24 protein-coding genes are annotated in these 21,757 nt (G+C 55.7%); 13 read left to right on the top strand and 11 right to left on the bottom strand.

Annotated features, from left to right (window positions below):
* The first annotated feature begins 13 nt into the window (after nt 1-13).
* The 9 genes from KGP21_RS25460 (at nt 14) to KGP21_RS25420 (ending at nt 8,935) form a co-directional block, all read left to right on the top strand.
* Nucleotides 14-379 (top strand): glycine-rich SFCGS family protein, encoded by a 366-nt coding sequence (locus KGP21_RS25460; RefSeq protein WP_021180720.1) that lies wholly within the window; start codon nt 14-16, stop codon nt 377-379.
* A complete protein-coding gene (locus tag KGP21_RS25455; RefSeq protein WP_021180719.1) occupies nt 379-675 on the top strand; it encodes a DUF4312 family protein in 297 nt (98 codons plus the stop codon). Before KGP21_RS25460 ends, KGP21_RS25455 begins: the two co-directional genes overlap by 1 nt.
* Before the next feature lie 86 nt (nt 676-761).
* The gene (locus KGP21_RS25450) at nt 762-1,538 is read left to right on the top strand and encodes a DUF4311 domain-containing protein (RefSeq protein ID WP_021180718.1); all 777 of its coding nucleotides are present in this window, start codon (nt 762-764) and stop codon (nt 1,536-1,538) included.
* 11 nt (nt 1,539-1,549) lie between these two features.
* On the top strand, nt 1,550-2,200 hold the full coding sequence (locus tag KGP21_RS25445; RefSeq protein WP_037376237.1) for a DUF4310 family protein: 651 nt from the start codon (nt 1,550-1,552) through the stop codon (nt 2,198-2,200).
* Between the two features lie 54 nt (nt 2,201-2,254).
* On the top strand, nt 2,255-3,394 hold the full coding sequence (locus KGP21_RS25440) for an amidohydrolase/deacetylase family metallohydrolase (RefSeq protein ID WP_223536452.1): 1,140 nt from the start codon (nt 2,255-2,257) through the stop codon (nt 3,392-3,394).
* A complete protein-coding gene (locus KGP21_RS25435; protein WP_024483728.1) occupies nt 3,378-4,496 on the top strand; it encodes a DgaE family pyridoxal phosphate-dependent ammonia lyase in 1,119 nt (372 codons plus the stop codon). The genes KGP21_RS25440 and KGP21_RS25435 overlap by 17 nt, the downstream gene beginning before the upstream one ends.
* Entirely contained in the window at nt 4,493-5,233 is a 741-nt protein-coding gene (locus tag KGP21_RS25430; RefSeq protein WP_166733489.1) for a KDGP aldolase family protein, read from the top strand. Before KGP21_RS25435 ends, KGP21_RS25430 begins: the two co-directional genes overlap by 4 nt.
* Nucleotides 5,234-5,738: 505 nt before the next feature.
* On the top strand, nt 5,739-6,968 hold the full coding sequence (locus KGP21_RS25425) for a lactonase family protein (protein ID WP_021806969.1): 1,230 nt from the start codon (nt 5,739-5,741) through the stop codon (nt 6,966-6,968).
* Between the two features lie 50 nt (nt 6,969-7,018).
* Nucleotides 7,019-8,935 carry a transcription antiterminator gene (locus KGP21_RS25420; protein ID WP_223536449.1) on the top strand — a complete coding sequence of 639 codons (1,917 nt, stop codon included), beginning with the start codon at nt 7,019-7,021 and terminating at the stop codon, nt 8,933-8,935.
* 168 nt (nt 8,936-9,103) lie between these two features.
* On the opposite strand, the gene KGP21_RS25415 is transcribed toward KGP21_RS25420, so the two are convergent.
* Nucleotides 9,104-10,231, bottom strand: a complete 1,128-nt coding sequence (locus KGP21_RS25415; RefSeq protein ID WP_021806966.1) for an iron-containing alcohol dehydrogenase — start codon at nt 10,229-10,231, stop codon at nt 9,104-9,106.
* A 286-nt stretch (nt 10,232-10,517) separates the two neighbouring features.
* Between KGP21_RS25415 and KGP21_RS25410 the strand changes: the two genes are divergently transcribed.
* The 4 genes from KGP21_RS25410 (at nt 10,518) to KGP21_RS25395 (ending at nt 14,596) form a co-directional block, all read left to right on the top strand.
* Nucleotides 10,518-11,285, top strand: coding sequence for a response regulator transcription factor (locus tag KGP21_RS25410; protein ID WP_021806965.1), 768 nt, complete (start codon nt 10,518-10,520; stop codon nt 11,283-11,285).
* Between the two features lie 99 nt (nt 11,286-11,384).
* On the top strand, nt 11,385-12,686 hold the full coding sequence (locus KGP21_RS25405; protein WP_021806964.1) for an FAD-binding oxidoreductase: 1,302 nt from the start codon (nt 11,385-11,387) through the stop codon (nt 12,684-12,686).
* 30 nt (nt 12,687-12,716) lie between these two features.
* The gene (locus KGP21_RS25400; protein ID WP_218520244.1) at nt 12,717-13,082 is read left to right on the top strand and encodes a cupin domain-containing protein; all 366 of its coding nucleotides are present in this window, start codon (nt 12,717-12,719) and stop codon (nt 13,080-13,082) included.
* Between the two features lie 20 nt (nt 13,083-13,102).
* Entirely contained in the window at nt 13,103-14,596 is a 1,494-nt protein-coding gene (locus KGP21_RS25395) for an aldehyde dehydrogenase family protein (protein WP_223536446.1), read from the top strand.
* Nucleotides 14,597-14,636: 40 nt separating this feature from the next.
* On the opposite strand, the gene npr is transcribed toward KGP21_RS25395, so the two are convergent.
* From npr to kdsD, 10 genes are all read right to left on the bottom strand, one after another.
* Nucleotides 14,637-14,909, bottom strand: a complete 273-nt coding sequence (gene npr, locus KGP21_RS25390; protein ID WP_021180705.1) for a PTS phosphocarrier protein NPr — start codon at nt 14,907-14,909, stop codon at nt 14,637-14,639.
* A complete protein-coding gene (gene rapZ / locus KGP21_RS25385; protein WP_021180704.1) occupies nt 14,906-15,763 on the bottom strand; it encodes an RNase adapter RapZ in 858 nt (285 codons plus the stop codon). The genes npr and rapZ overlap by 4 nt, the downstream gene beginning before the upstream one ends.
* A gap of 129 nt (nt 15,764-15,892) precedes the next feature.
* Entirely contained in the window at nt 15,893-16,354 is a 462-nt protein-coding gene (gene ptsN / locus KGP21_RS25380; RefSeq protein WP_024483720.1) for a PTS IIA-like nitrogen regulatory protein PtsN, read from the bottom strand.
* Between the two features lie 218 nt (nt 16,355-16,572).
* On the bottom strand, nt 16,573-16,860 hold the full coding sequence (gene hpf / locus KGP21_RS25375) for a ribosome hibernation promoting factor (RefSeq protein ID WP_021180702.1): 288 nt from the start codon (nt 16,858-16,860) through the stop codon (nt 16,573-16,575).
* A 23-nt stretch (nt 16,861-16,883) separates the two neighbouring features.
* Entirely contained in the window at nt 16,884-18,320 is a 1,437-nt protein-coding gene (rpoN, locus tag KGP21_RS25370) for an RNA polymerase factor sigma-54 (RefSeq protein WP_021180701.1), read from the bottom strand.
* Between the two features lie 50 nt (nt 18,321-18,370).
* A complete protein-coding gene (gene lptB / locus KGP21_RS25365; protein ID WP_021806959.1) occupies nt 18,371-19,096 on the bottom strand; it encodes an LPS export ABC transporter ATP-binding protein in 726 nt (241 codons plus the stop codon).
* Between the two features lie 6 nt (nt 19,097-19,102).
* Complete coding sequence (gene lptA / locus KGP21_RS25360; protein ID WP_021180699.1) at nt 19,103-19,642, bottom strand: lipopolysaccharide ABC transporter substrate-binding protein LptA; 540 nt, start codon at nt 19,640-19,642, stop codon at nt 19,103-19,105.
* Nucleotides 19,611-20,189, bottom strand: a complete 579-nt coding sequence (gene lptC / locus KGP21_RS25355; protein ID WP_021806958.1) for an LPS export ABC transporter periplasmic protein LptC — start codon at nt 20,187-20,189, stop codon at nt 19,611-19,613. The genes lptA and lptC overlap by 32 nt, the downstream gene beginning before the upstream one ends.
* Nucleotides 20,186-20,740, bottom strand: coding sequence for a 3-deoxy-manno-octulosonate-8-phosphatase KdsC (gene kdsC / locus KGP21_RS25350; protein ID WP_021180697.1), 555 nt, complete (start codon nt 20,738-20,740; stop codon nt 20,186-20,188). The genes lptC and kdsC overlap by 4 nt, the downstream gene beginning before the upstream one ends.
* 17 nt (nt 20,741-20,757) lie before the next feature.
* On the bottom strand, nt 20,758-21,744 hold the full coding sequence (kdsD, locus tag KGP21_RS25345; protein WP_071682633.1) for an arabinose-5-phosphate isomerase KdsD: 987 nt from the start codon (nt 21,742-21,744) through the stop codon (nt 20,758-20,760).
* Nucleotides 21,745-21,757 lie beyond the last annotated feature (13 nt).

The raw sequence follows: 21,757 nt of genomic DNA, 5'->3' as shown, positions 1-21,757 counted from the left end.
GGAGAAAAACCCCATGGGACAAATTACCGTAGTGATCGGCGATCGGCTGGGTAAAGGCCAGAAAGTGGGCCAAGGCGTTGAAAATGCAGGTGCCAAGGTGATTGTGATCCCTGGCATGGCTGCGGATATGAAGCTGGGTGACGTGATGAAAGCAGAGAATGCGCAACTGGGCATTTCCTTCTGCGGCAGCGGTGGCGCTGGAGCGATCACCGCACAAACCAAATATGGTTATAAATCCAGATATGGTATGCGTTCTATCGAAGAAGGCGTGACGGCAATTAACGAAGGCTGCAATGTATTAGGCTTTGGCTTTATGGATAAAGAAGAATTAGGCCAGCGGCTAGTGGAAGCTTATGTCAAAAAATACGGCAATCCGTAATGAAAGAAACTTATACTACCTCGGTTAACGTGGAGGGCAAAGGCGATAGTAAAGCTAAAGCCTTTGCCGGTGCATTAGCCAATGTACAGGGCGTGATTTTAAAATCCACCAATAATGTTCTGCTGCGTATCGAACCGCAGGATGTCAAAATAGTAAAGGCGGAAGAGAGAACCACCAAAGAAAAATTTCTTTTCTTCTTCCTGGCGCGTGAAAGAAAAAGCTATGCCGTTTCATTAGAAATAACCGTGAACGTGACGATCATCAATACCGAAAAGGTGGTCTTCACCCAGAAATAAAAACGTTATATCCGTCGTGTTTCAAGCTATAGCCGCTATGGCTGCGTCTTGGGATCCACTGGGCATGACATAAGAAGGATATTCTGATGTTTTTAATCATCTTATTTAAGTCGATTATTATCGGCGGGCTGGTTGGCGTCGGTGTAGGGGCCGGTGCTGCACGTATGTTCCACGCACCGACGACGCAGGGTATGGGAGCGTTCCGTACCTTGGGTGAGCTGAACTCCTGCGAAGGCGATCCGGCTTCTCATTTCTCATTTGGTCTGGGCTTCTTCTTCAATGCCTGGGCGTCTTCAGTGGCGGCGGGTGCCTTCACGCAGGACGTTGACCATCGCATTATTCCTAACTGGGGCGCTGCAGCCCTGATGATCAAAAACCGCAACGTCGCGGAAACCATGCACGATCCAAAAAAGATGGCCATCGCTTGCGGCATTATCGGCATTTTGGTCGTGGCCTTCCTTAACACCACCGCTTCGGCAGTGCCAGCAGCCTTGCAGGTCACGGCCATCAAAGTGTTGGTTCCAGCGGCCAACCTGCTGGTGAACACCGTCATGCCGGTGATTTTCTGGCTGGCGGCGATCGAAGCGGGCAAACGTTCTGGCTTCTGGGGCACCATCTTCGGTGGTCTGGCACAGCTGATCATGGGTAACGCCGTACCGGGTCTGGTGCTGGGTATCCTGATTGGCAAGGGCGTTGAAGAAAGCGGCTGGAATAAAGTCACCAAGATCATGATGGTGGCGATTGTGCTGCTGTTCGTGCTGAGCGGCTTCTTCCGCGGCTTTGATATGAAAGTTCTCGAATCCTTCAGCCTGGGCGTGCCTGGCTGGCTGGATGCCATTCATAACACCCTGAGCGGAAAATAAGGAGCTGAATGATGGAAGCACAAGCAGACAAAGGCTTCTGGTATGCCGACTGGTCGTTCCCGATTTTTGTTGGCCTGCTCTCGTCCGGCGTGTTTGCCGGGACACACATGTATTACCTGTATGGCATAGGCGCGTTTAACGAAGTGGCCTTCGTTTCCATGCTGCGTGCTGGGATGGACACCGGAGTTTACGGTGCGGTGGCGGCGTTCGGTGCCAGCTTCCTGTTTGCCCGCATTATCGAAGGTTCTCTGGTGGGGATCCTGGATATTGGCGGGGCGATCCAGACCGGGGTTGGCCTGGGTGTTCCTGCGCTGTTGCTGGGGGCGGGGATTGTCTTCCCGGTAGCCAACTTTGCCGCCTCGCTGGTTACTGGCCTGGTCATTGGCCTGGCGATTGGTTACCTGATTATCCTGGCGCGTAAATTTACCATCAGCCAGAGCGACTCCACCTACGGGGCGGACGTGATGATGGGGGCAGGTAACTCTTCCGGGCGTTTCCTTGGGCCGTTGATCATCCTGTCTGCCATGGCCGCTTCGATCCCGATCGGCCTGGGTTCCCTGCTGGGTGCGCTGCTGTTCTACATCTGGGGCAAGCCGATCACCGGCGGCGCGATCCTGGGGGCCATGATCTTGGGGGCATTCTTCCCGGTAGCCATTTCTTAATCAAGTCCCAAGCCCTGGGTCAACCGCCCAGGGTTTGGCAAGGAGTAGCGAAGTATGTATGACCTAATCATCCGGCGCGCCAGGCTGGTGGACGACACCCTGGCCGATGTGGCTATTGAGGCGGGCAAGATTGCCGTCGTCGGGCAGTTGGCGGCTGATGCCCGTGCCCACAAACAACTGGATCTGGCGGGGAACTACCGCCTGAGCGCTGGCTGGATCGACTCTCACGTACACTGTTATCCCTCTTCACCGATTTATCATGACGACCCGGACCTGGTGGGCGTGAGCAGCGGCGTCACCTCGGTGGTGGATGCTGGCAGCACCGGCACTGACGATATCGATGAATTCTATGCCCTGACGCGCAGCGCCAAAACCAACGTCTTTGCCTTCCTCAATATCTCGCGTATCGGTCTGCTAAGGCAGAATGAACTGGCTGATATGGCGGATATCAATAAGCAGCAGGTCAAACAGGCCATCGACGGCAAGCCGGGGTTTGTCATTGGTATCAAGGCGCGCATGAGCAGCAGCGTCGTGGGCCAGAACGGCACCAAACCGTTGGTGTTGGCCAAAGAGATCCAGCAGGAAAACCAGCAACTGCCGCTGATGGTACACATCGGCAATAACCCGCCGGATCTGGACGAGATCGCCGATCTGCTGACCCAGGGCGACATCATCACTCACTGCTACAACGGTAAACCGAACCGCATTCTGACCCCGGCAGGTACGCTGCGCGAGTCGATCCAACGTGCGTTAAAACGTGGCGTGCTGCTTGATGTGGGCCACGGTTCGGCCAGCTTCAGCTTTGAGGTTGCCCGTCAGGCCATCGCGCTGGGGATCTTCCCACACACCATCAGTTCCGATATCTACTGTCGCAACCGTCTGGCTGGCCCAGTGCACAGCCTGGCGACGGTGATGTCCAAATTCTTTACCGTTGGGCTTTCTCTGGCGCAGGTCATTGGCTGCGTAACGGAAAATGCCGCTGCGGCGTTGCGCCTGACTAGCAAGGGGCAGCTGAAACCCGGCTTTGATGCCGACCTGACCATTTTTGATCTCCGCCAGGGGCCGCAGGTGTTTGCCGACGCCGAAGGGGAGTCCGTGAATGGCGAACAACTGTTGGTGCCGCTGGCCGCCGTGGTGGCCGGGGAAATCCTATTAACCGAACAAGGGAAAGCCGCTCATGTCTTCAGTCTATGAAAAATATAACTTAAAGCAGGTGATCAATACTTCCGGCCGCATGACCATTCTCGGCGTTTCTACGCCACGCCAGGAGGTGATTGACGCCGTGGATTACGGCCTGAATCATTACTTTGAAATCAAGGATCTGGTCAACAAGACCGGCGCCTATATTGCTGGCCTGCTGAATGTGGAAGACGCGGTGATTGTTTCCTGCGCTTCTGCCGGTATTGCCCAGTCGGTGGCGGCGGTGATCGTCAAGGACAACGCCAACCTGTTGGTCAACCTGCATTCCGCTACGGTGAACGAGCCGCGTGAGATCGTGTTGCCGCGTGGCCATAACGTCAACTTTGGTGCGCCGGTGGATACCATGGTCGCCCTTGGCGGCGGTAAGGTGGTGGAAGCAGGTTATGCCAACGAATGTTCCCCTGAACAGATTGAAGCCTGCATCACCCCGCAGACCGCGGCCATCCTGTACGTCAAGTCTCACCACTGCGTGCAGAAAAGCATTCTCTCCGTCGAACAGGCTGCCGTGGTGGCACGTAAGCATAACCTGCCGCTGATCGTCGATGCCGCTGCCGAAGAAGATCTGATGTGTTACTACCAGATGGGGGCCGATCTGGTGATCTACAGCGGTGCCAAGGCTATTGAAGGGCCAACCAGCGGGCTGGTGATCGGCAAGAAGCAATACGTAGAGTGGGTGAAGCAGCAGTCAGGCGGTATTGGCCGGGCGATGAAGGTGGGTAAAGAGGGCATCCTCGGCCTGACGCAGGCGATTGAAAGCTACCTGACGTCGGAGAAAACCACCGGTGCGCAAATGGTAGAGCGCATGACACCGTTTATCAGCCAACTGAATACCCTGAATGGCATCAGTGCCAAAACCGTCTGGGACAGCGCAGGGCGCGATATTGCCCGCGTTGAAATCACCTTTGATGAAGCGGTGTTGGGGATGTCGACTGTGGAAATCGTCCAGCGGCTGAAAACCGGTGATATCGCCATCTATTTCCGTGGCTACAAGGCCAACGAAGGCAAGATTGAGGTGGATGTCCGCAGCGTGAACGAGCAGCAGCTGATGACCGTCTTTACCTGTATTAAAAATCTGTTTACGGAGAACCAAGCATGAAGCTGAAGCCTAATTACTATAAAGACCGCGTTTGCCTCAACGTACTGGCTGGTTCAAAAGCCAACGCGCAGGACATCTATAATGCGGCGCAGGGGCACGTGCTGGTGGGCGTTCTTTCCAAAAACTATCCAGACGTTGAGAGTGCCGTGGCGGATATGTCGCGTTATGCACGCCTGATCGAGAACGCGCTTTCCGTGGGCCTGGGAGCTGGCGATCCCAAGCAGTCGAATATGGTCAGCCTGATCTCCGAGCATGTCCAACCCCAGCATGTGAACCAGGTATTCACCGGCGTCGGTGCCAGCCGTGCATTGCTGAAGCAAAACCATACCGTGGTGAACGGCCTGGTCTCCCCAACCGGTCGCGTGGGCTGGGTGAAGATTTCCACCGGGCCACTGAGTGCTCAGGCAGCGGATGGCATAGTGCCGGTAGAGACCGCGATTGCGTTGTTGAAAGACATGGGCGGCAGCTCGATTAAGTATTTCCCGATGGGCGGCCTGAAGCATCAGGACGAATATGAGTACGTGGCGAAAGCCTGTGCCGAGCATGACTTTATGCTGGAGCCGACTGGGGGCATCGATCTGGAAAACTTCGAGCCGATCCTGGAGATTGCGTTGAAAGCCGGTGTGAAGCAGGTGATCCCGCATATCTACAGTTCCATTATTGATTCCACCAGTGGTGATACTCGCCCGCAAGATGTCAAAACGCTGCTGGAGATCACCAAGCGGCTGGTGGGGTAAATCCGCGGCCCCTCACCCCAACCCTCTCCCACATGGAGAGGGAGCTGTCCGGAGCTGTTATCAGGTGCAGGAGTGAGTCTGTAGCTTGTTTAACTCTCTTGAGGGGGGGGACGGTGTTGTGGTTAGGTGTGGCGGTTGGATACTGAGGTTAAGTTGTGGCACGTTCGGTCCCCTTTGGGAGAGGGAGCTGTCTGGAGCTGTTATCAGGTGCAGGAGTGAGTCTGTAGCTTGTTTAACTACCTTGAGGGGGGGGACGGTGTTGTAGTTAGGTGTGGCGGTTGGATACTGGAGTTAAGTTGTGGCACGTTCTGTCCCCTCATCTTTCGGGAGAGGGAGCTGGTACGGAGTTGTGGTCAGGTGTGGTGTAAAGCAGTGGCATGTTCGATTTGATGTGGCGGTTGGATACTGGAGTTAAGTTGTGGCACGTACGGTCCCCTCTCCCTTCGGGAGAGGGTTAGGGTGAGGGGCATCTTTTTGTCCCTATCTATCGGTCAAAAGGATAACTATGCGAAACTGGCAGGCTTCGAAATTACGAATCGCTCCGCTGTGGAGCGCGCTGTCCCTGGCGTTGTTGGCTATCGCCAGCCCGGCGTTACATGCTGAGGATGCAATGAAACCCACGTCGTCTCATTTTGCCTATATTGGTACCTATAACCCGAACGGTGAGGGAGTTTATCGCATGCAGGTGGATGCGAAAACCGGGGCGCTGAGTGCCAAGACATTGGTCAGCAGCCTGCCTAATCCGGCCCAACTGGTCACCGATGCCAAAGGACAGACGCTGTACGTTGCCAGCGAGGTGGCAGATTTTAATGGCACCCAGCACGGGGGCATTGTCGCCTATCGTATCAACCCTCAGGACGGCAGCCTGACGCCGCTTAATCAGGTGGATTCACAAGGCGCGGGGCCGGTTTACCTTTCTCTGACGCCGGATGGCCGTCATCTGCTGGTGGCTAACTATGTCAGCGGCAGCGTTGCGGCGTTCCCGATCGACAGCGAAGGCAAGTTGGGAGCCGCCAGTTCTGTGCAACAAGATGTTGGCCCTGCGGGTGCGGCCAAACCTGCCGCCGCGGTGGAAGGCAGCTTTGCCATCAGCGATCACAATGGCCCGCATGCGCATATGATCGCCAGCGATCCGAGCGGCAAGTTCGTGTTCTCTACCGATCTGGGGCTGGATCGTATCTACCAGTGGCGTTTCGATGCCGCCAGCGGCAAGCTGACGCCAAACGATCCGCCGTGGATCGCCGCCTCTTCCGCCGGAGCTGGCCCGCGCCACTTCATATTTCATCCAAATGGTAAAATTGTCCTACTAATCAACGAGGAAGCATCTACACTAACCAGCTACCGCTTTGATAGCCAAAATGGGACGCTGAAACAGTTACATGCAGTTTCAACCCTGCCTGCCGATTATAAGGGGACCAGCTTTGCCGCTGGCATGGCCTTGGCTGCGGATGGTAAAAATCTGTATGTTGCCAATCGTCTGCACAACAGCATTGCGCAGTTCAGCGTAAGCGGCGAGGGCGAACTGAAACCGGTGGCAGAGACCTGGACGCGAGGCGACTATCCGCGCACTATCACTTTGGATCCGAGTGGCCGTTATCTGTATGCCATGAATCAGCGTAGCGATAACGTAACCCGCTTTAGCGTAGACCAGCTCAGCGGCAAGCTCAGTTTTGTTGAAGGCTACACCCCGGTGGGCAGCCCTTCACAAATGGTGTTCTTGCCAGCTGCGAAGTAACCAGTTGCCCGCCAGCCCCCTCAGGCGGGCACGTTCATAACGGAAAGAGAATGGTGAGATTTCCCTACCCACGTTTGGCATCGCTGTTCGATGCTTTGCAGTCTGAAACCTTGCCGCAGGACGAGCTGGCAAAGCGTTTTGCCGTGTCTACCCGCACGGTACGCGCTGATATCACCGCGCTGAACGATATCCTGGAGAGTTATGGTGCGCAGTTTGTCCACAGCCGCGGGGCCGGATATCGCCTGCAGGTTGATGATGAGGCCCGGTTTAGCGCACTCCAGCATCGGGAACGTAAACAGCACGCTACGCCGCGCAGTGCGCAGGAGCGGGTGCATTATCTGTTGATTCGCTTTTTGACCTCAGCCTTCTCGATGAAGCTGGAAGATCTGGCCGATGAATGGTTTGTCAGCCGAGGTACGCTGCAAAACGACATGGCTGAGGTGAGAGAGCGCCTGGCGCATTACCAGTTAACCATCGAAACCAAGCCGCGCTATGGTATGAAGCTGTTTGGTACGGAAATGGCGATCCGCTCCTGCCTGACCGATCTGCTGTTTCAACTGCATCTGGCGGATGCGGAAAATCCATTGCTGAACAATGACATCCTTCATCAGCCGCAGGTATTGACCTTTGCCGGGTTGCTGCACCCACTGCTGTCGCAATATGCCATTCGTCTGACCGATGAGGGCGAGCAATATCTGATCTTCTACTGTGCCGTGGCGCTGCGGCGCATCACGGACGGCTATCCGTTGCAGGATTTTGACGCGGAAGATGGTGATGATGCGGTGCGCAAAGCGTCAACCTGGCTGGCGGGTGAACTGAGCAAGGCCACGGGTAAAGAGATTGCGGCGGCGGAAGAGGCCTATTTGCGGGTCAACATTGCTGCCAGAAGAGTACAGGAAGTGCAGCCGACCAAAATCAACGCCGATGACGAAGAGGCGCTGGTGGATTACATCCTGTCCTACATTAACTCGCACTATAACTACAACCTGCAGAACGACAAGCAGCTGCGGGCCGATCTGCTCACCCATATCAAAACCATGATCACCCGGGTGAAATACCAGATCAATATCCCGAACCCGCTGTTGGCCAATATCAAGCAGCATTATCCGATGGCCTATGATGTGACGCTGGCGGCGGTCTCGAGCTGGGGTAAACACACGCCTTATACCCTGAGCGAGAACGAAATCGGCTACCTGGTGCTGCATATTGGCGTCGGCCTGGAGCGGCACTACAACATTGGTTATGAGCGCCATCCGCAGGTGATGCTGGTGTGCGATACCGGTAACTCTACGGTGCGGATGATCCAGGCGCAGATTGCGCGCAAGTATCCGCAATTGGTGGTAACACGCATCGTTTCGCTGCGTGATTACGAAATTCTCGCCAGTATCGACGAAGATTTTATCATTTCCAATGCGCGCATCAGCGAGAAGAATAAGCCGGTCGTCGTGATGTCGCCGTTCCCAACGGAGTATCAGCTAGAACAGTTGGGCAAGCTGGTGCTGGTCGATCGCACCAAGCCGTATATGTTGGAAAAATTCTTTGATGCCAACCACTTTATGATCGTCAACGAGCCGCTAACGCAGGAGCAGCTGTTTAGCAAAGTTTGCGCTCAGTTGGAGCAGGAAGGCTATGTAGGCAGTGATTTTTACCCTTCGGTCGTTGAGCGGGAGGCCATCGTTTCTACCTTGCTGGGGGAGGGGATTGCTCTGCCGCACTCTTTGGGGCTGTTGGCGAAAAAGACAGTGGTGGTCACGCTGCTGGCACCGCAGGGTATCCCGTGGGGAGAAGGTGAGGTGGCACACGTCATTTTCTTGCTGGCGATCAGCAAAAACGATTACGAGGAAGCGATGGCGATCTACGATCTGTTCGTCACCTTTGTGCGCGAACGTTCGATGACCCGCCTGCTGGGCAGTGACAATTTCGACAGCTTCAAAGCGGTGGCGTTGGACTGCCTGAGCCGCATTTAACGGCTTCCCCCTCTGAATGCAGAGGGGGAGCACCGTATTAATCGTCTTTCTTCTTGCCGAATATCTTCATCAGCGCGCCGACGATCAGCCCCAGGGCGATACCGCCTAAAATCCAGTCAACCAAACTCATTGTTGTGCTCCCGCGATCCTATAGTGCTGATTATATTATCATTCAATCAAGAACGCCCCATCGATCATTAATCTCCGTTGCTCGCTAGTGTAGCTGAGCCAGGAATTCTTGCTGTTGGACTTCTCCAGTACGATGGCCAGTTCCGCCTGGCTAAGGGATAGCTCGTCCTGCCAGAACGGGGCGATGGCGTGGCGCGTGATAAAGTCGATCAAAAAGCGCGCCGGGCTGTCCTGCTCTTCAGGGAATAGCCGCAGGGCCAGTTCGGTCATTAATGCACGTTGTTGCGGCTGCTCGCTTTCCCCCAGCAATTCAAGGAACGGCAGCAGCAGGCGGCCGCACACTTGGCCGTGGTGGTAATCACGCAATGCCCCAATCTCGCCCGCGATGCCGTGGATCACACCCAGGCCCGCCATACTCAGCGTCAGGCCACCCAGGTAGGAAGCCTGCATAATCGCTTCGCGGGCCTCATCGCTCTGTTTCAGAACCGGCCAGGCGCAAAGGAAATGATGGATGCCACTCAACGACATCTCGCGCGACAGGCTGCTGGCCGTCTTGGAAAGGTAGGCTTCAAACAGATGAGTAAAGGCATCGATAGCGCAATAGGCCAGTACATGGTCTGGCGCTCCTTTCAGCAGGTCAGGATCGAGGATCGCCACCTGTGGCACAAAGTTATTATGCCGCAAAGAGGCTTTCACCTTGGTGACCTGAGTATCGGTGATCACTGCGTTTTGGGTTACTTCGCTACCGGTACCTGCGGTGGTGGGGATGGCAATCAACGGCAGCGTTGCGCCACTGATTTTGCTGTCACCCACTTTTTCCATGTAACGCAGGGTTGGCAGCGGGTGTTGGATCAGGGCAGCGAACGCCTTGGCGGCATCCAGCACGCTACCTCCGCCGATGGCTACCACTCTTTGCACCTGGCCTCGCCAGCGTGCTACCCATTGGTCGATTTCTTGCGGGGAGGCCTCATGGGCGACAATTTCTTTGCCTACCAGCAACGGCGTCAGCACCGGGGCCAGTTCAGCATAGAGGGTACCGTTAAGGAACGATCGGCAGGTGAACAGCAGCGTGGTTTGCGGCTCTGCCTGGAGCAGTGGGATCAGGTGCTGGATGCTGCCCTTGCCAAACCAGGCCTGCCGGTTGGCGATCATCAGACTAGTGGTCATGCTCTCTCCTTGGCGCATTTGGGCATTGGAACCACAGCATAGTTCAGCCTACCTGGGCAAACCAACGCTTTTCCTCCGTATAACACGAAATTGTTAAGATATTAACCAACTCGGATTGTGTGGGTAATCGTTGTAAGGACCCAACTTGTGATTTGATTAACATGTAAACAGTAATACCCTTGCATTCTGGCCAATTGAATGCTTTTTATAGCCTATTGGCCCAATATCGGTCGCTGATTCGTTGGGAAAGGTTGATTGTTAATTTATTAATGATTGTGGGGGCGAAATGAGTATTCAGGTCGAAAGATTATCGGCGGTGATCGACGCAGTCGCTACCCGCCAATTCTATGCCAGCCTGCTGGGTTATCTAGAGGGCTTTTTCGCCTTTGATAATGCCATCGTCTATGCCTTCGAATATGGTCAGGCACCGCGCTGCCTGATGAAAACCGAGAAAGAAAACAGCGATGCGGTAAACCAGATTTACCAGCAGGGTGCTTACCTTGAAGATCCCTTTTACCAGGCGCTGAACGGCGGCGGCCATGGCGATGTGTTTACGCTGCGGCAACTGGCTCCCTGTGGTTTTTACCAGACGGATTACTACCGTAACTTTTACCGTAAAACCGGCTGGCACGACGAGGCTGGCGTGTTGCTGCAACTGACGCCGGAACGCGGACTAGGCATATTTTTTGGCTCGGCCCGGCAAACGGTCGGCGTGCGTTATCCCCAACTGGCTGACCTGCGTGGCGCGTTGACGCTGGTAAAAAGCGTGGCACGGCTGCATGGGGAAGTGGTGGTCGCGGCTAATGTGCCCACTCCCTCTGCCCCGCTGCTAGATAGCGCAGCCCAGGCGCGCTATGCGTTAAGCCCGCGTGAACGTGAGATCGTCGATCTGATCCTGAGCGGCAACGGATCGCAGCAGATCGCCGAACGGCTGTTTATCAGCCTGGGTACGGTAAAAAATCATCGCAAGAATATTTACGGCAAGCTGAATATTGGCTCTCAGGCTGAGTTGTTCAGCCTGTTCTTGAGTGCACCCCTGCGCCGTACGGCATAATGTTAAAAAACTGTTGCGAATATCCCTAAAGGGACATAGCCGCCCGTCCATGCTCTGCTGATAATCCAGGCTAAGGCAATGGGTAAAGGGAGTGCAGCAATGAATAATCAAATCGAATCGTTAACCTACTACGCGGCGACCAAGAAATACGATCTGCGCTTCCCCACGCTGGAAGAGGATCTGGATGTTGACGTGGTGATCATCGGCGGTGGCTTCTCCGGCATTAACACTGCGCTGGAACTGGCGGAAAAAGGCATCACCAATATCGCTATTCTGGAGGGCCGCCATCTGGGCTACGGCGGAACGGGTCGCAACGGTGGTCAGGTGATGGCCGGGATCGGCCACGATCTGGAGAAGATCAAACGCCACGTTGGTCCGGCAGGGTTAGAAACCATCTTCAAGATCAGCAATCTCGGTGCCGGGATTATCCGCGAGCGGATTAAGAAGTACGCCATCGACGCCGATTTCTGCTTTGGTTATGGCTACCTCGGCAGCAACGCCAGGCAGGAAAAGACCCTGCGTTCCTGGCTCAAAGAATTCAAAGCGGTCTCACCGGATGAAGAGATCGAGCTCTATACCGGCTCCGAAGTGAAGCAGGTGGTGGGGTCTGATGCTTATACCTGTGCGCTGAAACACATGGGGGGTGGCCACGTTCATTCTCTCAACCTGCTATTGGGAGAGGCGCAGGCGCTGAGTGGTTACGGGGTGAAAATCTTCGAAAACAGCAACGTACTGAATGTGGAATACGGCCCGCGTATTACCGTGCGCACCGCCATGGGATCGGTACGCGCCAACAAGATGCTGTGGGCCTGCAACGGCTTCCTCAACGGCATGGATCCCTTTATCTACAAAAAGACCATCAATACCTACGCCTTCCAGTTGGCGACAGAACCGCTGTCTGATGAGCTGATCCGCCAGATCAGTCCGATCCGCGGGGCTTACAGCGATATCCGGCCGGTGATCGACTATTACCGCGTCACTAACGAGAACCGCCTGTTGTTCGGCAGCGCTACCCGGCTGGTCGAGTATATTCCTTCAGACCTGAAGGCCTGGAACCGTAACCTGATGCTGAAAGTTTTCCCGTATCTGAAGGACGTGAAGATCGACCTGGCCTGGGGCGGGCCGCTGTGTTGCAGCGCCAACCTGTTCCCGCAGATCGGCACCCTACCGCAGCACGATAACGTGTTTTACGTGCAGGGCTATTCCGGCTTTGGGGTGACACCGAGCCATATCGTTTGCAAGGTGTTGGCGGAAGGAATGAGTGAGGGATCCGATCGCTATGACCTGATGAGTTCGATCCCGCACGTGGATATTTTTGGCAAAGACAAGCTGCGCCGTGTGATGACCACCGCGGGCAAGGTTTGGCACCAGACTTCCGGCTACTGGAAGGGGCGTCGTTAATTCTGACCACTAATCTAACAGGAAAAAATCATGAAACCATTACTGCTTAAGCAAGCGCTACCAGAACTGCAACAAATTGGCAGCGTCAGCAACCTGGGGGCCACGGTGGTCGCCGGTGAACCCAACGTCGGCGTGGCGATGATTTTTGGCGCGCCAACGGACAACCTCAACTGCGGTATCTTCAGCTGTACCCGTGGCACCTTCGTGATGGAATACCCGTTTGCGGAACATGCCACGGTATGGGAAGGCACGGCAACGCTGACCAATGAGAACACCGGCGAGTCGGTAAAGTATCAGGCCGGAGATTCCTGGTTTGTTGAGAAGGGCACCCCGGTGCGCTGGGAAATCACCTCCGATCGTTTTGTGAAGCACTATCTGGCGATTGTCGAAGGCTAACCCGCAAGGAGGGCGATACGATGACGGATATCACACTGTTGCCACAGGTCACGGCCTTTCTGGACCGCCAGCAGGGCCATTACATTCACGGCCAAGCTGTGGCTGGAGCAGGCGTAGAAAGGTTTGCGGTGGTTAACCCGGCAACCGGGCTGGCCATCGCGCAGGTGAATGAAGGCGGCCAGGCTGAAGTTGACGCGGCGATGCAGGCGGCCTTTGACGCTTTCCACGGTAGCTGGGCACAGGTTTCCCCTTTGGAGCGGGGCAACTGCCTGACGCGCCTGGCCGATCTGCTGCAAACCCATCGTGAGGAACTGGCGCAGCTGGAAAGCCTGTGTTCCGGCAAAACCATTCAGCTGTCTCGCGGGCTGGAAATCGATATGGCCTCGCAGTTCCTGCGCTACTTTGCCGGTTGGTCGAGCAAAATCAGCGGGGAAACGTTGAACGTTTCATTGCCTTCCTTCCAGGGGGAGCAATACAGCGCATTCACCCGGCGTGAGCCGTTGGGCGTGGTGGTCGGCATCATTCCGTGGAACTTCTCGATCATGATCGCCATCTGGAAGCTGGCTGCGGCGCTCACCTGTGGCTGTACGGTAGTGCTCAAGCCGAGTGAGTATACGCCGCTAACCATGCTGCGGGTGGCGGAATTGGCAACGGAGGCGGGCATCCCGGTTGGTGCACTCAACGTGATCAACGGTTCAGGCGCACGCCTTGGCCCTATGCTTATCGCCCATCCGCGCTGTGCCAAAGTGACCTTCACCGGCTCGGTGCCTACCGGGATCGCGGTGGGGAAAGCGGCGATGGAGCAAGGGATTGTGCGTACCACGCTGGAACTGGGGGGTAAGAATGCCGCCGCGTTTCTGGCGGACGTCTCGGTCGACAAGATGGTCGACGGTATTATCGAGGCGGGCTACCTGAACCAAGGTCAAATCTGTGCCGCAGCAGAGCGTTTCTACCTGCCTGCCAGCCATATCGATGAGGTACTGGCAAAGCTGACGCAGCGCTTGGCGGCCATGAAGGTGGGCTCACCGCTGGATGAGAGTACCGAAGTGGGGCCATTGGCCAACGAGGCACATTACCGCAAGGTACTGGCGCTGTTTGACAAGGCACGGACTGATGGCAGCCAGATCGTCTGCGGCGGTCAGGCGTTGGCAGGTCCAGGCTTCTTTGTTGCGCCGACGGCGATCCGCGCTAATGGGCCGCATGATGCGTTAATGCGTGAGGAGACCTTTGGCCCGGTGGGCACTTTCCTGGCCTATGAGGATGAAGAGCAGATGATCGCCATGATCAACGATTCGCCTTATGGCCTGGCCGCCAGCCTGTGGACCAACGATCTCAGCAAGGCGATGCGCATGATCCCGCGGATTGAAGTGGGCACCTTGTGGATCAATATGCACACCTTCCTCGATCCGGCGTTGCCATTCGGTGGGGTGAAATCGTCGGGGATGGGCAGAGAGTTCGGCAGCGCGTTTATCGAGCATTATACCGAGTTGAAATCGGTGATGGTCAGATACTGATTGCCGTTGTTTTTTTAGGGGCGGAGGATCTCCGCTCCCGTTAATCTTCGTCGAAGCCTGAATTAAACAGCTCAATCACCGCTGCCAGTGCCTGTTCTTCCTGCGGCCCGGTGGCTTCAATTTCGATCTGGCGGCCCTGGGCGGAATCCAGCATCAGCAGCGCGATCACGCTGCTGGCTTCCGCTTCGGTGCCGCTGTCATTACGCAGCAGCACTTCGGCGTCAAAACTCTGCACCAGCTCAAACAGCTTCATAGCCGGGCGGGCGTGCATGCCCAGCTTGTTCTTGATCTCAACCGTCTGCTTGACCGTCATTGTTGTTTACGCTTTTCCAGTGTGCGGTGACGGGATTGCACGTTCTTGCCGCGTGAACGGAAATAATCCGCCAACTGTTCAGCCACGTACACCGAACGGTGCTTACCGCCGGTACAGCCAATGGCGACGGTCAGATAGCTGCGATTGTTGGTCTCCAGCATCGGCAGCCACTGTTCCAGATAGCTACGAGTCTGGTAGATGAAGTTGTGCACTTCGGTATGGCGATCGAGGAACGAGGCCACGGGCTTATCCAGGCCGGTCATCGGGCGCAGTTTAGGGTCCCAGTGCGGGTTTGGCAGGAAGCGTACGTCAAACACGTAATCGGCATCGATAGGAATGCCGTGCTTGAAGCCGAAGGATTCGAACACCATCGTCAGCTCGCGTTCGCGTTTGCCCAACAGACGGGTACGCAGCATTTCCGCCAACTCGTGCACCGACATTTCCGAGGTATCGATAATCAGATCGGCACGGGAACGCAGTGGCTCAAGCAGATCGCTTTCTTCATCGATCGCGCTTTCCAGCGACAGGTTCTTGGCAGAGAGAGGATGCAGGCGACGGGTGTCGCTGTAGCGGCGGATCAGGGTGTTGCGATCGGCATCAAGGAACAGCAGCTGCGGCGTGAAGCTCTCCGGCAGCTGGGTCATTGCATATTCAAACACTTCCGGCGATTCCGGCATGTTACGGACGTCGATGCTTACCGCAGCGGAGCTATTACGTTCGGCCAGCGTCTGGGCCAGCTGTGGCAACAACACCACGGGCAGGTTATCAACGCAGTAAAAACCCATGTCTTCCAACGCCCGCAAGGCGACGGATTTCCCCGAACCGGAACGGCCGCTGACAATCATCAGCACCATGTGGTAACTCCCCTGGCATCTCAATGGCGCTCATCGCCACCGTTAGGATCTATTATCCGGGCCACGGCCCGGATATATCGTAAGTAAAACAGTAGCGTTTTCATGGCGGAAAGTCACGCCAGCCGCTGGTTACTCGGTGATGATCTGATACAGCTCTTCGTCGCTCAGCGCTGCGCGCAGGCGGCGGCACACGGTTTTGTCGGCCAGTCGTTTGGCAACCAGCGACAGCGTATGCAAGTGAGTTTTACATTGATCGGCCGGTACCAGCAAGGCGAACAGCAGATCGACCGGTTGATTATCAATGGCATCAAAGGCGATAGGTTGCTCAAGGCGGATAAACACGCCAACGGCCCGCAAAGTGTCCTCTTCCAGTTTGCCGTGTGGGATCGCGATACCGTTGCCGATACCGGTACTGCCCATACGTTCCCGGGTGAGTACTGCGTCAAACACCACCTGCGAAGGTAGGTTGAGCTGCTTGGCCGCCAGCTCGCTGATAATTTCCAAAGCCCGTTTCTTGCTGGTGCAGTGTACCGAGCTTCTGGTGCACTCGATGTTTAACACCGAGCTTAATTGCATTATTTCGTTGTTCATCTCATCTTCACTTAAAACCGCGTCCTGTCGCTTTATTGCAAGCCTGCTTTACCATTGGAAAGCAGGCTTGCGCTGATAACCTTCATGAAACGGTTTTTCGCCTGTTTAACCCTGATGGCTTATCGGCGCATACCTATACAGGTGCTGCGCCGAGGGTTGCCGTGTAGCCAATGCGACTACGATGTGGGCCATTACGCATCGCATAACGGCCCAGAATGTCAGTGTTGCTTTAGTTTGTCTTTATGTTTGTTCAATTGACGCGCCAGTTTGTCGATCAGGCAGTCAATTGCGGCATACATATCTTCTTTTTCCGAGGTGGCGTGCAACTCGCCCCCATTCACATGCACCGTTGCTTCCGCAATCTGCTGCACTTTTTCCACACTGAGTACGACATATACCTGGTTAATGCGGTCAAAATACTGCTCGAGTTTGGCAAACTTGGTGTTGACGAACTCACGCATTGGTTCGGTGACTTCGACGTGGTGTCCGGTAATGTTGAGCTGCATAATGTCTTCCTTCTCTATAGAGGTCAAACCAACTGTTTACGCTGGTTGGACGGCGGGATGGACAAAGACTCTCGGTACTTGGCAACGGTGCGCCGCGCCACCATGATCCCCTGATCGGAAAGCATGGTGGTCAGCTTGCTGTCGCTAAGCGGTTTGGCAGGGTTTTCCGCCGCGATCAATTTCTTCACTAACGCCCGGATCGCCGTAGAGGAGGCTTCGCCACCGCTGTCGGTATTCACATGGCTGGAGAAGAAATACTTCAATTCGAAAATACCACGCGGGCTGTGCAGGAATTTCTGCGTCGTCACGCGTGAGATTGTCGATTCATGCATTTCCACGGCCTGGGCGATATCCGCCAGCACCATGGGCTTCATAAATTCTGCACCCTGTTCAAAGAACGCCTCCTGCTGTTCGACAATACAGCGGGTCACCTTGAGCAGCGTGTCGTTCCGGCTTTCCAGGCTCTTGATCAGCCACTTCGCTTCCTGCAAATTGCTGCGGATATACTGGCCGTCGGCATCGTTGCGCACCGTGTTGCCCAGTGCCGCATATTGCTGGTTGATTTTCAGCCGTGGGATGCTGTCTGCATTAAGCTCTACCACCCACTTGTCCTGCACCTTGCGCACCAGCACGTCCGGGATCACATACTCGGATTCACCGGTATTGATCGACTGCCCAGGGCGCGGATCGAGCGAGTGGATCAACACCATCGCTTCTTTCAGTGTATCTTCTTTTAAGCGAGTTGTTCGCATCAGGCTGCGAAAGTCATGGTTGGCCAGCAAATCCAGATGCTCGCTGACGATCAGGCGGGCCTCCGCCAGATAGGGCGTGTCTTTGGCATACTGGGAAAGCTGGATCAGCAGGCAGTCACGCAGATCGCGCGCCGCGACGCCGACCGGATCAAAACGCTGTACGCGCTTCAATACCGCTTCGACCTCGTCCATCGTCACGTTATCGTCACCCATGCTCTCCAGAATGTCTTCCAGCGGTACGGTGAGATAGCCGGTGTCATCGACGGCGTCGACGATCGAGGTGGCGATGGCGGCATCGGTGTCAGAGAACGGTGTCAGATCCACTTGCCACATCAGGTAGTCCTGCAGCGTTTGCGTGGTTTCGCCCTGATAGACCGGCAGTTCGTCATCGCCATAGTCGGTACCGGTGCCGGACGGGGTGCCCGCGGTATAGATCTCATCCCAGGTGGCATCCAAAGGCAGCTCTTCGGGCATGTCCTTCTGTTCCAGCGCTTCGCGGGTGTCTAGCCCTTCGGTCTCGACGCTTTCTTTGGTGTCGATCTCTTCGTGCTGGTCTTCGGTCTGTTCAAGCAGCGGGTTGCTCTCTAGCGCCAGTTGGATCTCCTGCTGGAGCTCAAGCGTGGACAGCTGCAACAGGCGGATCGCCTGCTGAAGTTGGGGGGTCATGGCCAGTTGCTGGCTGAGCCTGAGTTGCAAACCTTGCTTCATAATCTTCTGCTACTTCCGTTAACGGCGGCCTGTTGGCCTGCCGCTGGAACCTACAGGCGGAACTCTTCGCCCAGATAAACGCGTTTCACCTGCTCATCGGCCAGGATGGCGTCCGGCGTGCCGTGGGCAATCAGCTTGCCCTGGCTGACGATATAGGCACGTTCGCACACGTCCAGCGTCTCGCGCACGTTATGATCGGTGATCAGCACGCCAAGGCCGCTGTCGCGCAGGTGCTCGATGATTTTCTTGATATCGATAACGGAAATCGGGTCAACCCCGGCGAAAGGTTCATCCAGCAGGATAAATTTCGGGTTGGCGGCCAACGCACGGGCAATCTCCACGCGGCGGCGTTCACCACCGGAAAGCGATTGGCCCAGGTTGTCACGCAGGTGGGAGATATGAAACTCTTCCAGCAGCTCGATAGCTCGATCGTTGCGTTGCTCACTGGTGAGATCGTTGCGGATCTCCAGCACCGCCATCAGGTTGTCGTAAACACTCAGGCGGCGGAAGATAGAGGCTTCCTGCGGCAGGTAACCGATACCGCGGCGTGCGCGGGCGTGCAGCGGCAGGATACTGATATCTTCGTCATCGATCACGATGCGCCCGGCGTCGCGCTGAACGATGCCGACCACCATGTAGAAAGTGGTGGTCTTACCGGCACCGTTTGGCCCCAGCAGGCCGACGATCTCGCCAGATTTCACTTTCAGGCTCACGTCTTCAACGACTTTGCGGCCTTTGTAGGCTTTCGCCAGGTTTTCTGCGATGAGTGTTGCCATAAGTAATTAGTTACTCTTCTTTTGACCGTTTTTGTCTTGCAACTGTGATGGCACCAGAACCGTGGTCACGCGTTTGCCTTTATCGCTGAACGCCTGCATCTGCTGTTGTGGCACCAGATAGGTAATACGGTCGCCCTTCACGTTGCTATCGAGCTGTTCCAGATAGGCGTTGCCAGTGAGGGTGATCAGCTGCGGCGCGACGTCGTAACGAACTTTCTGCGCATGGCCTTTCACCGGCTTGCCGTTGTCCTGCATCTGGTAGAAGGTTACCGGATTGCCGAACGCTTCAATATAGGTTTTATTCTGATCGCCACCCGGGCGCGTGACCACGACCTTATCGGCCTTGATCTCGATGGTGCCCTGCTTGATCACCACGTTGTCGGTAAAGGTGCTGACGTTGCTCTGCATATCCAGCGACTGTTTCAGCGAGTCGATACTTACCGGTTGGTCAGAGTCGGATTTCAACGCCAATGCGGGGGAGCTGGCGGTCAAAACGAGGCTGACGATCAACAGATTACGGAGTTGGCTTTTGGTTCTGAATTTCATAGTTGGTCTTGACCTTATCAATCAGCTCAGCGGTTTTGTTCCGCAGATTACCACGCATTTTCATGCCGTTAGAGGTGAAATTCGTGCCGAACAGGGTGACTTCATCATCGGAAGAAACGTCCTGGGTGACCAGATTAATCTGGGCATTATCGGTTTTAATTTTTTCCAGCTGTGAGGTGGTTGTCAAACTGTTCACCTCTACGTGGCCGTACAGATACAGCATGCGGTTTTTGGTCAGCTTGGCGCGATCGGCGCGTATTGACCAGGTGGCCACGGCATGCTCATCAAACAGCGTCATCACCGGCTGGGTGAACCAGCTTAACTCATCAGCGGTGTAATATTTAACCTCTTCTGCCACCAGCTTATAGCTTAGCTGCCCGGCCGGATTGTATACCACGGTCACGGTATGCTGGCTCTGATAGGTCGGGTCTTGGTTGTTGACCGGTACCGAATTGTCGTCATCGCTGAAATCGGCCATGTTCCAGCCAATCAGCGCCAGCGCGATCACGGTCAGCAAGAGGGTGATCCAAAGTTTGGTTTTACTCATATTGACAGCCCTTTGGCGTCCTCCAGCTTGTTTTGCGCCAGCAGGATCAGGTCGCACAGCTCGCGCACCGCACCACGACCACCGTTGATACGGGTGACATAATGGGCGCGAGGTAACAATAATGGATGCGCATCGGCCACCGCGACGGCCAGACCGACTTCGGCCATGACCGGCCAGTCGATCAGATCGTCGCCGATGTAGGCGATTTCATCTGGCATCAGGGACAGTTTATCCAACAGTTCACGGAAGGCCAAAAGCTTATCGGACTGCCCTTGATACAGATGGGTGATATCCAACGTTTTTGCCCGGTCTTCCAGCAGTTTGGCCGAACGCCCGGTGATGATGGCCACCTCGATACCCGAGGTTTTCAGGCAGCGGATGCCGTAGCCGTCACGGACGTTGAAGGCTTTCAGCTCTTCACCGTTATTGCCCATGTAGATCAGGCCATCTGACAGCACGCCGTCGACATCACAAATCAACAGGCGGATTTTCCCGGCGCGGACCATGACTTCTTCAGCTACCGGCCCGTAACAGGTTTCAACCAGACTCATGCAGTTCGTTCCTTTCATTAAACGACGCCAGCGCGCAGCATGTCATGCATATGTACCACACCCAGCAATTGGTCGCCATCGGCAACCAGCACGGCGGTGATATGGCGTTGCTGCATCAGATTGAGCGCATCGACTGCCAGCAGATTCGGGCGCACCCGGATACCGCCTAGCGTCATGACGTCGGTGATGTTGGCATTATTCAGATCGATGCCCATATCGAACACCCGGCGTAAGTCACCGTCGGTAAAAATACCGGCGATCTTCATCAGATCGTCGCAGATCACCGTCATGCCCAGGTTTTTACGGGTGATCTCCAGCAGCGCGTCGCGCAGCGAGGCTTCGGGGCTGACGTGCGGGATTTCATCGCCGCTGTGCATGATATCACTAACGCGCAGCAGCAGGCGGCGGCCCAAAGCTCCACCTGGGTGGGACAGGGCGAAATCTTCCGGGGTGAAGCCCCGGGCCTTCAGCAGCGCTACGGCTAATGCATCGCCCATGACCAAGGTGGCGGTGGTGCTGGTGGTAGGGGCCAAACCCAGCGGGCAAGCCTCCTGCGGTACCTTGATGCACAGATGTACGTCTGCCGCCTTGCCCATCGAGCTTTCCGGGTTGTTGGTCATGCAAATCAGTGGGATCTGCTGACGTTTCAACACCGGGATCAGCGCCAGAATTTCGTTCGACTCACCGGAGTTGGAGATCGCCAGCACGATGTCCTGCGCCGACACCATGCCCAAGTCGCCGTGGCTGGCTTCCGCCGGATGCACGAAGAACGCTGGGGTTCCGGTACTGGCCAGCGTAGCGGCAATTTTGCAGCCGATATGGCCGGACTTTCCCATGCCCATGACCACGACTTTACCGCAGCATCCGGCGATCGCTTCACATGCCCGGGTAAAATCGGCATTGATGTACTGATCGAGCTGGGCCAGGCCATCACGCTCAATCTGAAGCACTTCTTTGCCGGCCTGCTGAAAGTCAAAGCCCGGTTGCAACTGGTTAGATGACATACTCATTCTCAAC

This window comes from Serratia sp. JSRIV004 (genome assembly GCF_019968705.1).
In the GTDB taxonomy this organism is placed as follows: Bacteria; Pseudomonadota; Gammaproteobacteria; order Enterobacterales; family Enterobacteriaceae; genus Chania; species Chania fonticola_B.
The sequence above is the reverse complement of the archived record's forward strand: the minus strand, read 5'-3'. Positions and strand labels throughout refer to the sequence as shown.

Excerpts from the sequence above, each read along its gene's own strand:
- KGP21_RS25460 (WP_021180720.1), top strand. The coding sequence starts at position 14 with ATGGGACAAATTACCGTAGTGATCGGCGATCGGCTGGGTAAAGGCCAG.
- KGP21_RS25455 (WP_021180719.1), top strand. The coding sequence starts at position 379 with ATGAAAGAAACTTATACTACCTCGGTTAACGTGGAGGGCAAAGGCGAT.
- KGP21_RS25450 (WP_021180718.1), top strand. The coding sequence starts at position 762 with ATGTTTTTAATCATCTTATTTAAGTCGATTATTATCGGCGGGCTGGTT.
- KGP21_RS25445 (WP_037376237.1), top strand. The coding sequence starts at position 1,550 with ATGGAAGCACAAGCAGACAAAGGCTTCTGGTATGCCGACTGGTCGTTC.
- KGP21_RS25440 (WP_223536452.1), top strand. The coding sequence starts at position 2,255 with ATGTATGACCTAATCATCCGGCGCGCCAGGCTGGTGGACGACACCCTG.
- KGP21_RS25435 (WP_024483728.1), top strand. The coding sequence starts at position 3,378 with ATGTCTTCAGTCTATGAAAAATATAACTTAAAGCAGGTGATCAATACT.
- KGP21_RS25430 (WP_166733489.1), top strand. The coding sequence starts at position 4,493 with ATGAAGCTGAAGCCTAATTACTATAAAGACCGCGTTTGCCTCAACGTA.
- KGP21_RS25425 (WP_021806969.1), top strand. The coding sequence starts at position 5,739 with ATGCGAAACTGGCAGGCTTCGAAATTACGAATCGCTCCGCTGTGGAGC.
- KGP21_RS25420 (WP_223536449.1), top strand. The coding sequence starts at position 7,019 with ATGGTGAGATTTCCCTACCCACGTTTGGCATCGCTGTTCGATGCTTTG.
- KGP21_RS25415 (WP_021806966.1), bottom strand. The coding sequence starts at position 10,231 with ATGACCACTAGTCTGATGATCGCCAACCGGCAGGCCTGGTTTGGCAAG.
- KGP21_RS25410 (WP_021806965.1), top strand. The coding sequence starts at position 10,518 with ATGAGTATTCAGGTCGAAAGATTATCGGCGGTGATCGACGCAGTCGCT.
- KGP21_RS25405 (WP_021806964.1), top strand. The coding sequence starts at position 11,385 with ATGAATAATCAAATCGAATCGTTAACCTACTACGCGGCGACCAAGAAA.
- KGP21_RS25400 (WP_218520244.1), top strand. The coding sequence starts at position 12,717 with ATGAAACCATTACTGCTTAAGCAAGCGCTACCAGAACTGCAACAAATT.
- KGP21_RS25395 (WP_223536446.1), top strand. The coding sequence starts at position 13,103 with ATGACGGATATCACACTGTTGCCACAGGTCACGGCCTTTCTGGACCGC.
- npr (WP_021180705.1), bottom strand. The coding sequence starts at position 14,909 with ATGACGGTCAAGCAGACGGTTGAGATCAAGAACAAGCTGGGCATGCAC.
- rapZ (WP_021180704.1), bottom strand. The coding sequence starts at position 15,763 with ATGGTGCTGATGATTGTCAGCGGCCGTTCCGGTTCGGGGAAATCCGTC.
- ptsN (WP_024483720.1), bottom strand. The coding sequence starts at position 16,354 with ATGAACAACGAAATAATGCAATTAAGCTCGGTGTTAAACATCGAGTGC.
- hpf (WP_021180702.1), bottom strand. The coding sequence starts at position 16,860 with ATGCAGCTCAACATTACCGGACACCACGTCGAAGTCACCGAACCAATG.
- rpoN (WP_021180701.1), bottom strand. The coding sequence starts at position 18,320 with ATGAAGCAAGGTTTGCAACTCAGGCTCAGCCAGCAACTGGCCATGACC.
- lptB (WP_021806959.1), bottom strand. The coding sequence starts at position 19,096 with ATGGCAACACTCATCGCAGAAAACCTGGCGAAAGCCTACAAAGGCCGC.
- lptA (WP_021180699.1), bottom strand. The coding sequence starts at position 19,642 with ATGAAATTCAGAACCAAAAGCCAACTCCGTAATCTGTTGATCGTCAGC.
- lptC (WP_021806958.1), bottom strand. The coding sequence starts at position 20,189 with ATGAGTAAAACCAAACTTTGGATCACCCTCTTGCTGACCGTGATCGCG.
- kdsC (WP_021180697.1), bottom strand. The coding sequence starts at position 20,740 with ATGAGTCTGGTTGAAACCTGTTACGGGCCGGTAGCTGAAGAAGTCATG.
- kdsD (WP_071682633.1), bottom strand. The coding sequence starts at position 21,744 with ATGTCATCTAACCAGTTGCAACCGGGCTTTGACTTTCAGCAGGCCGGC.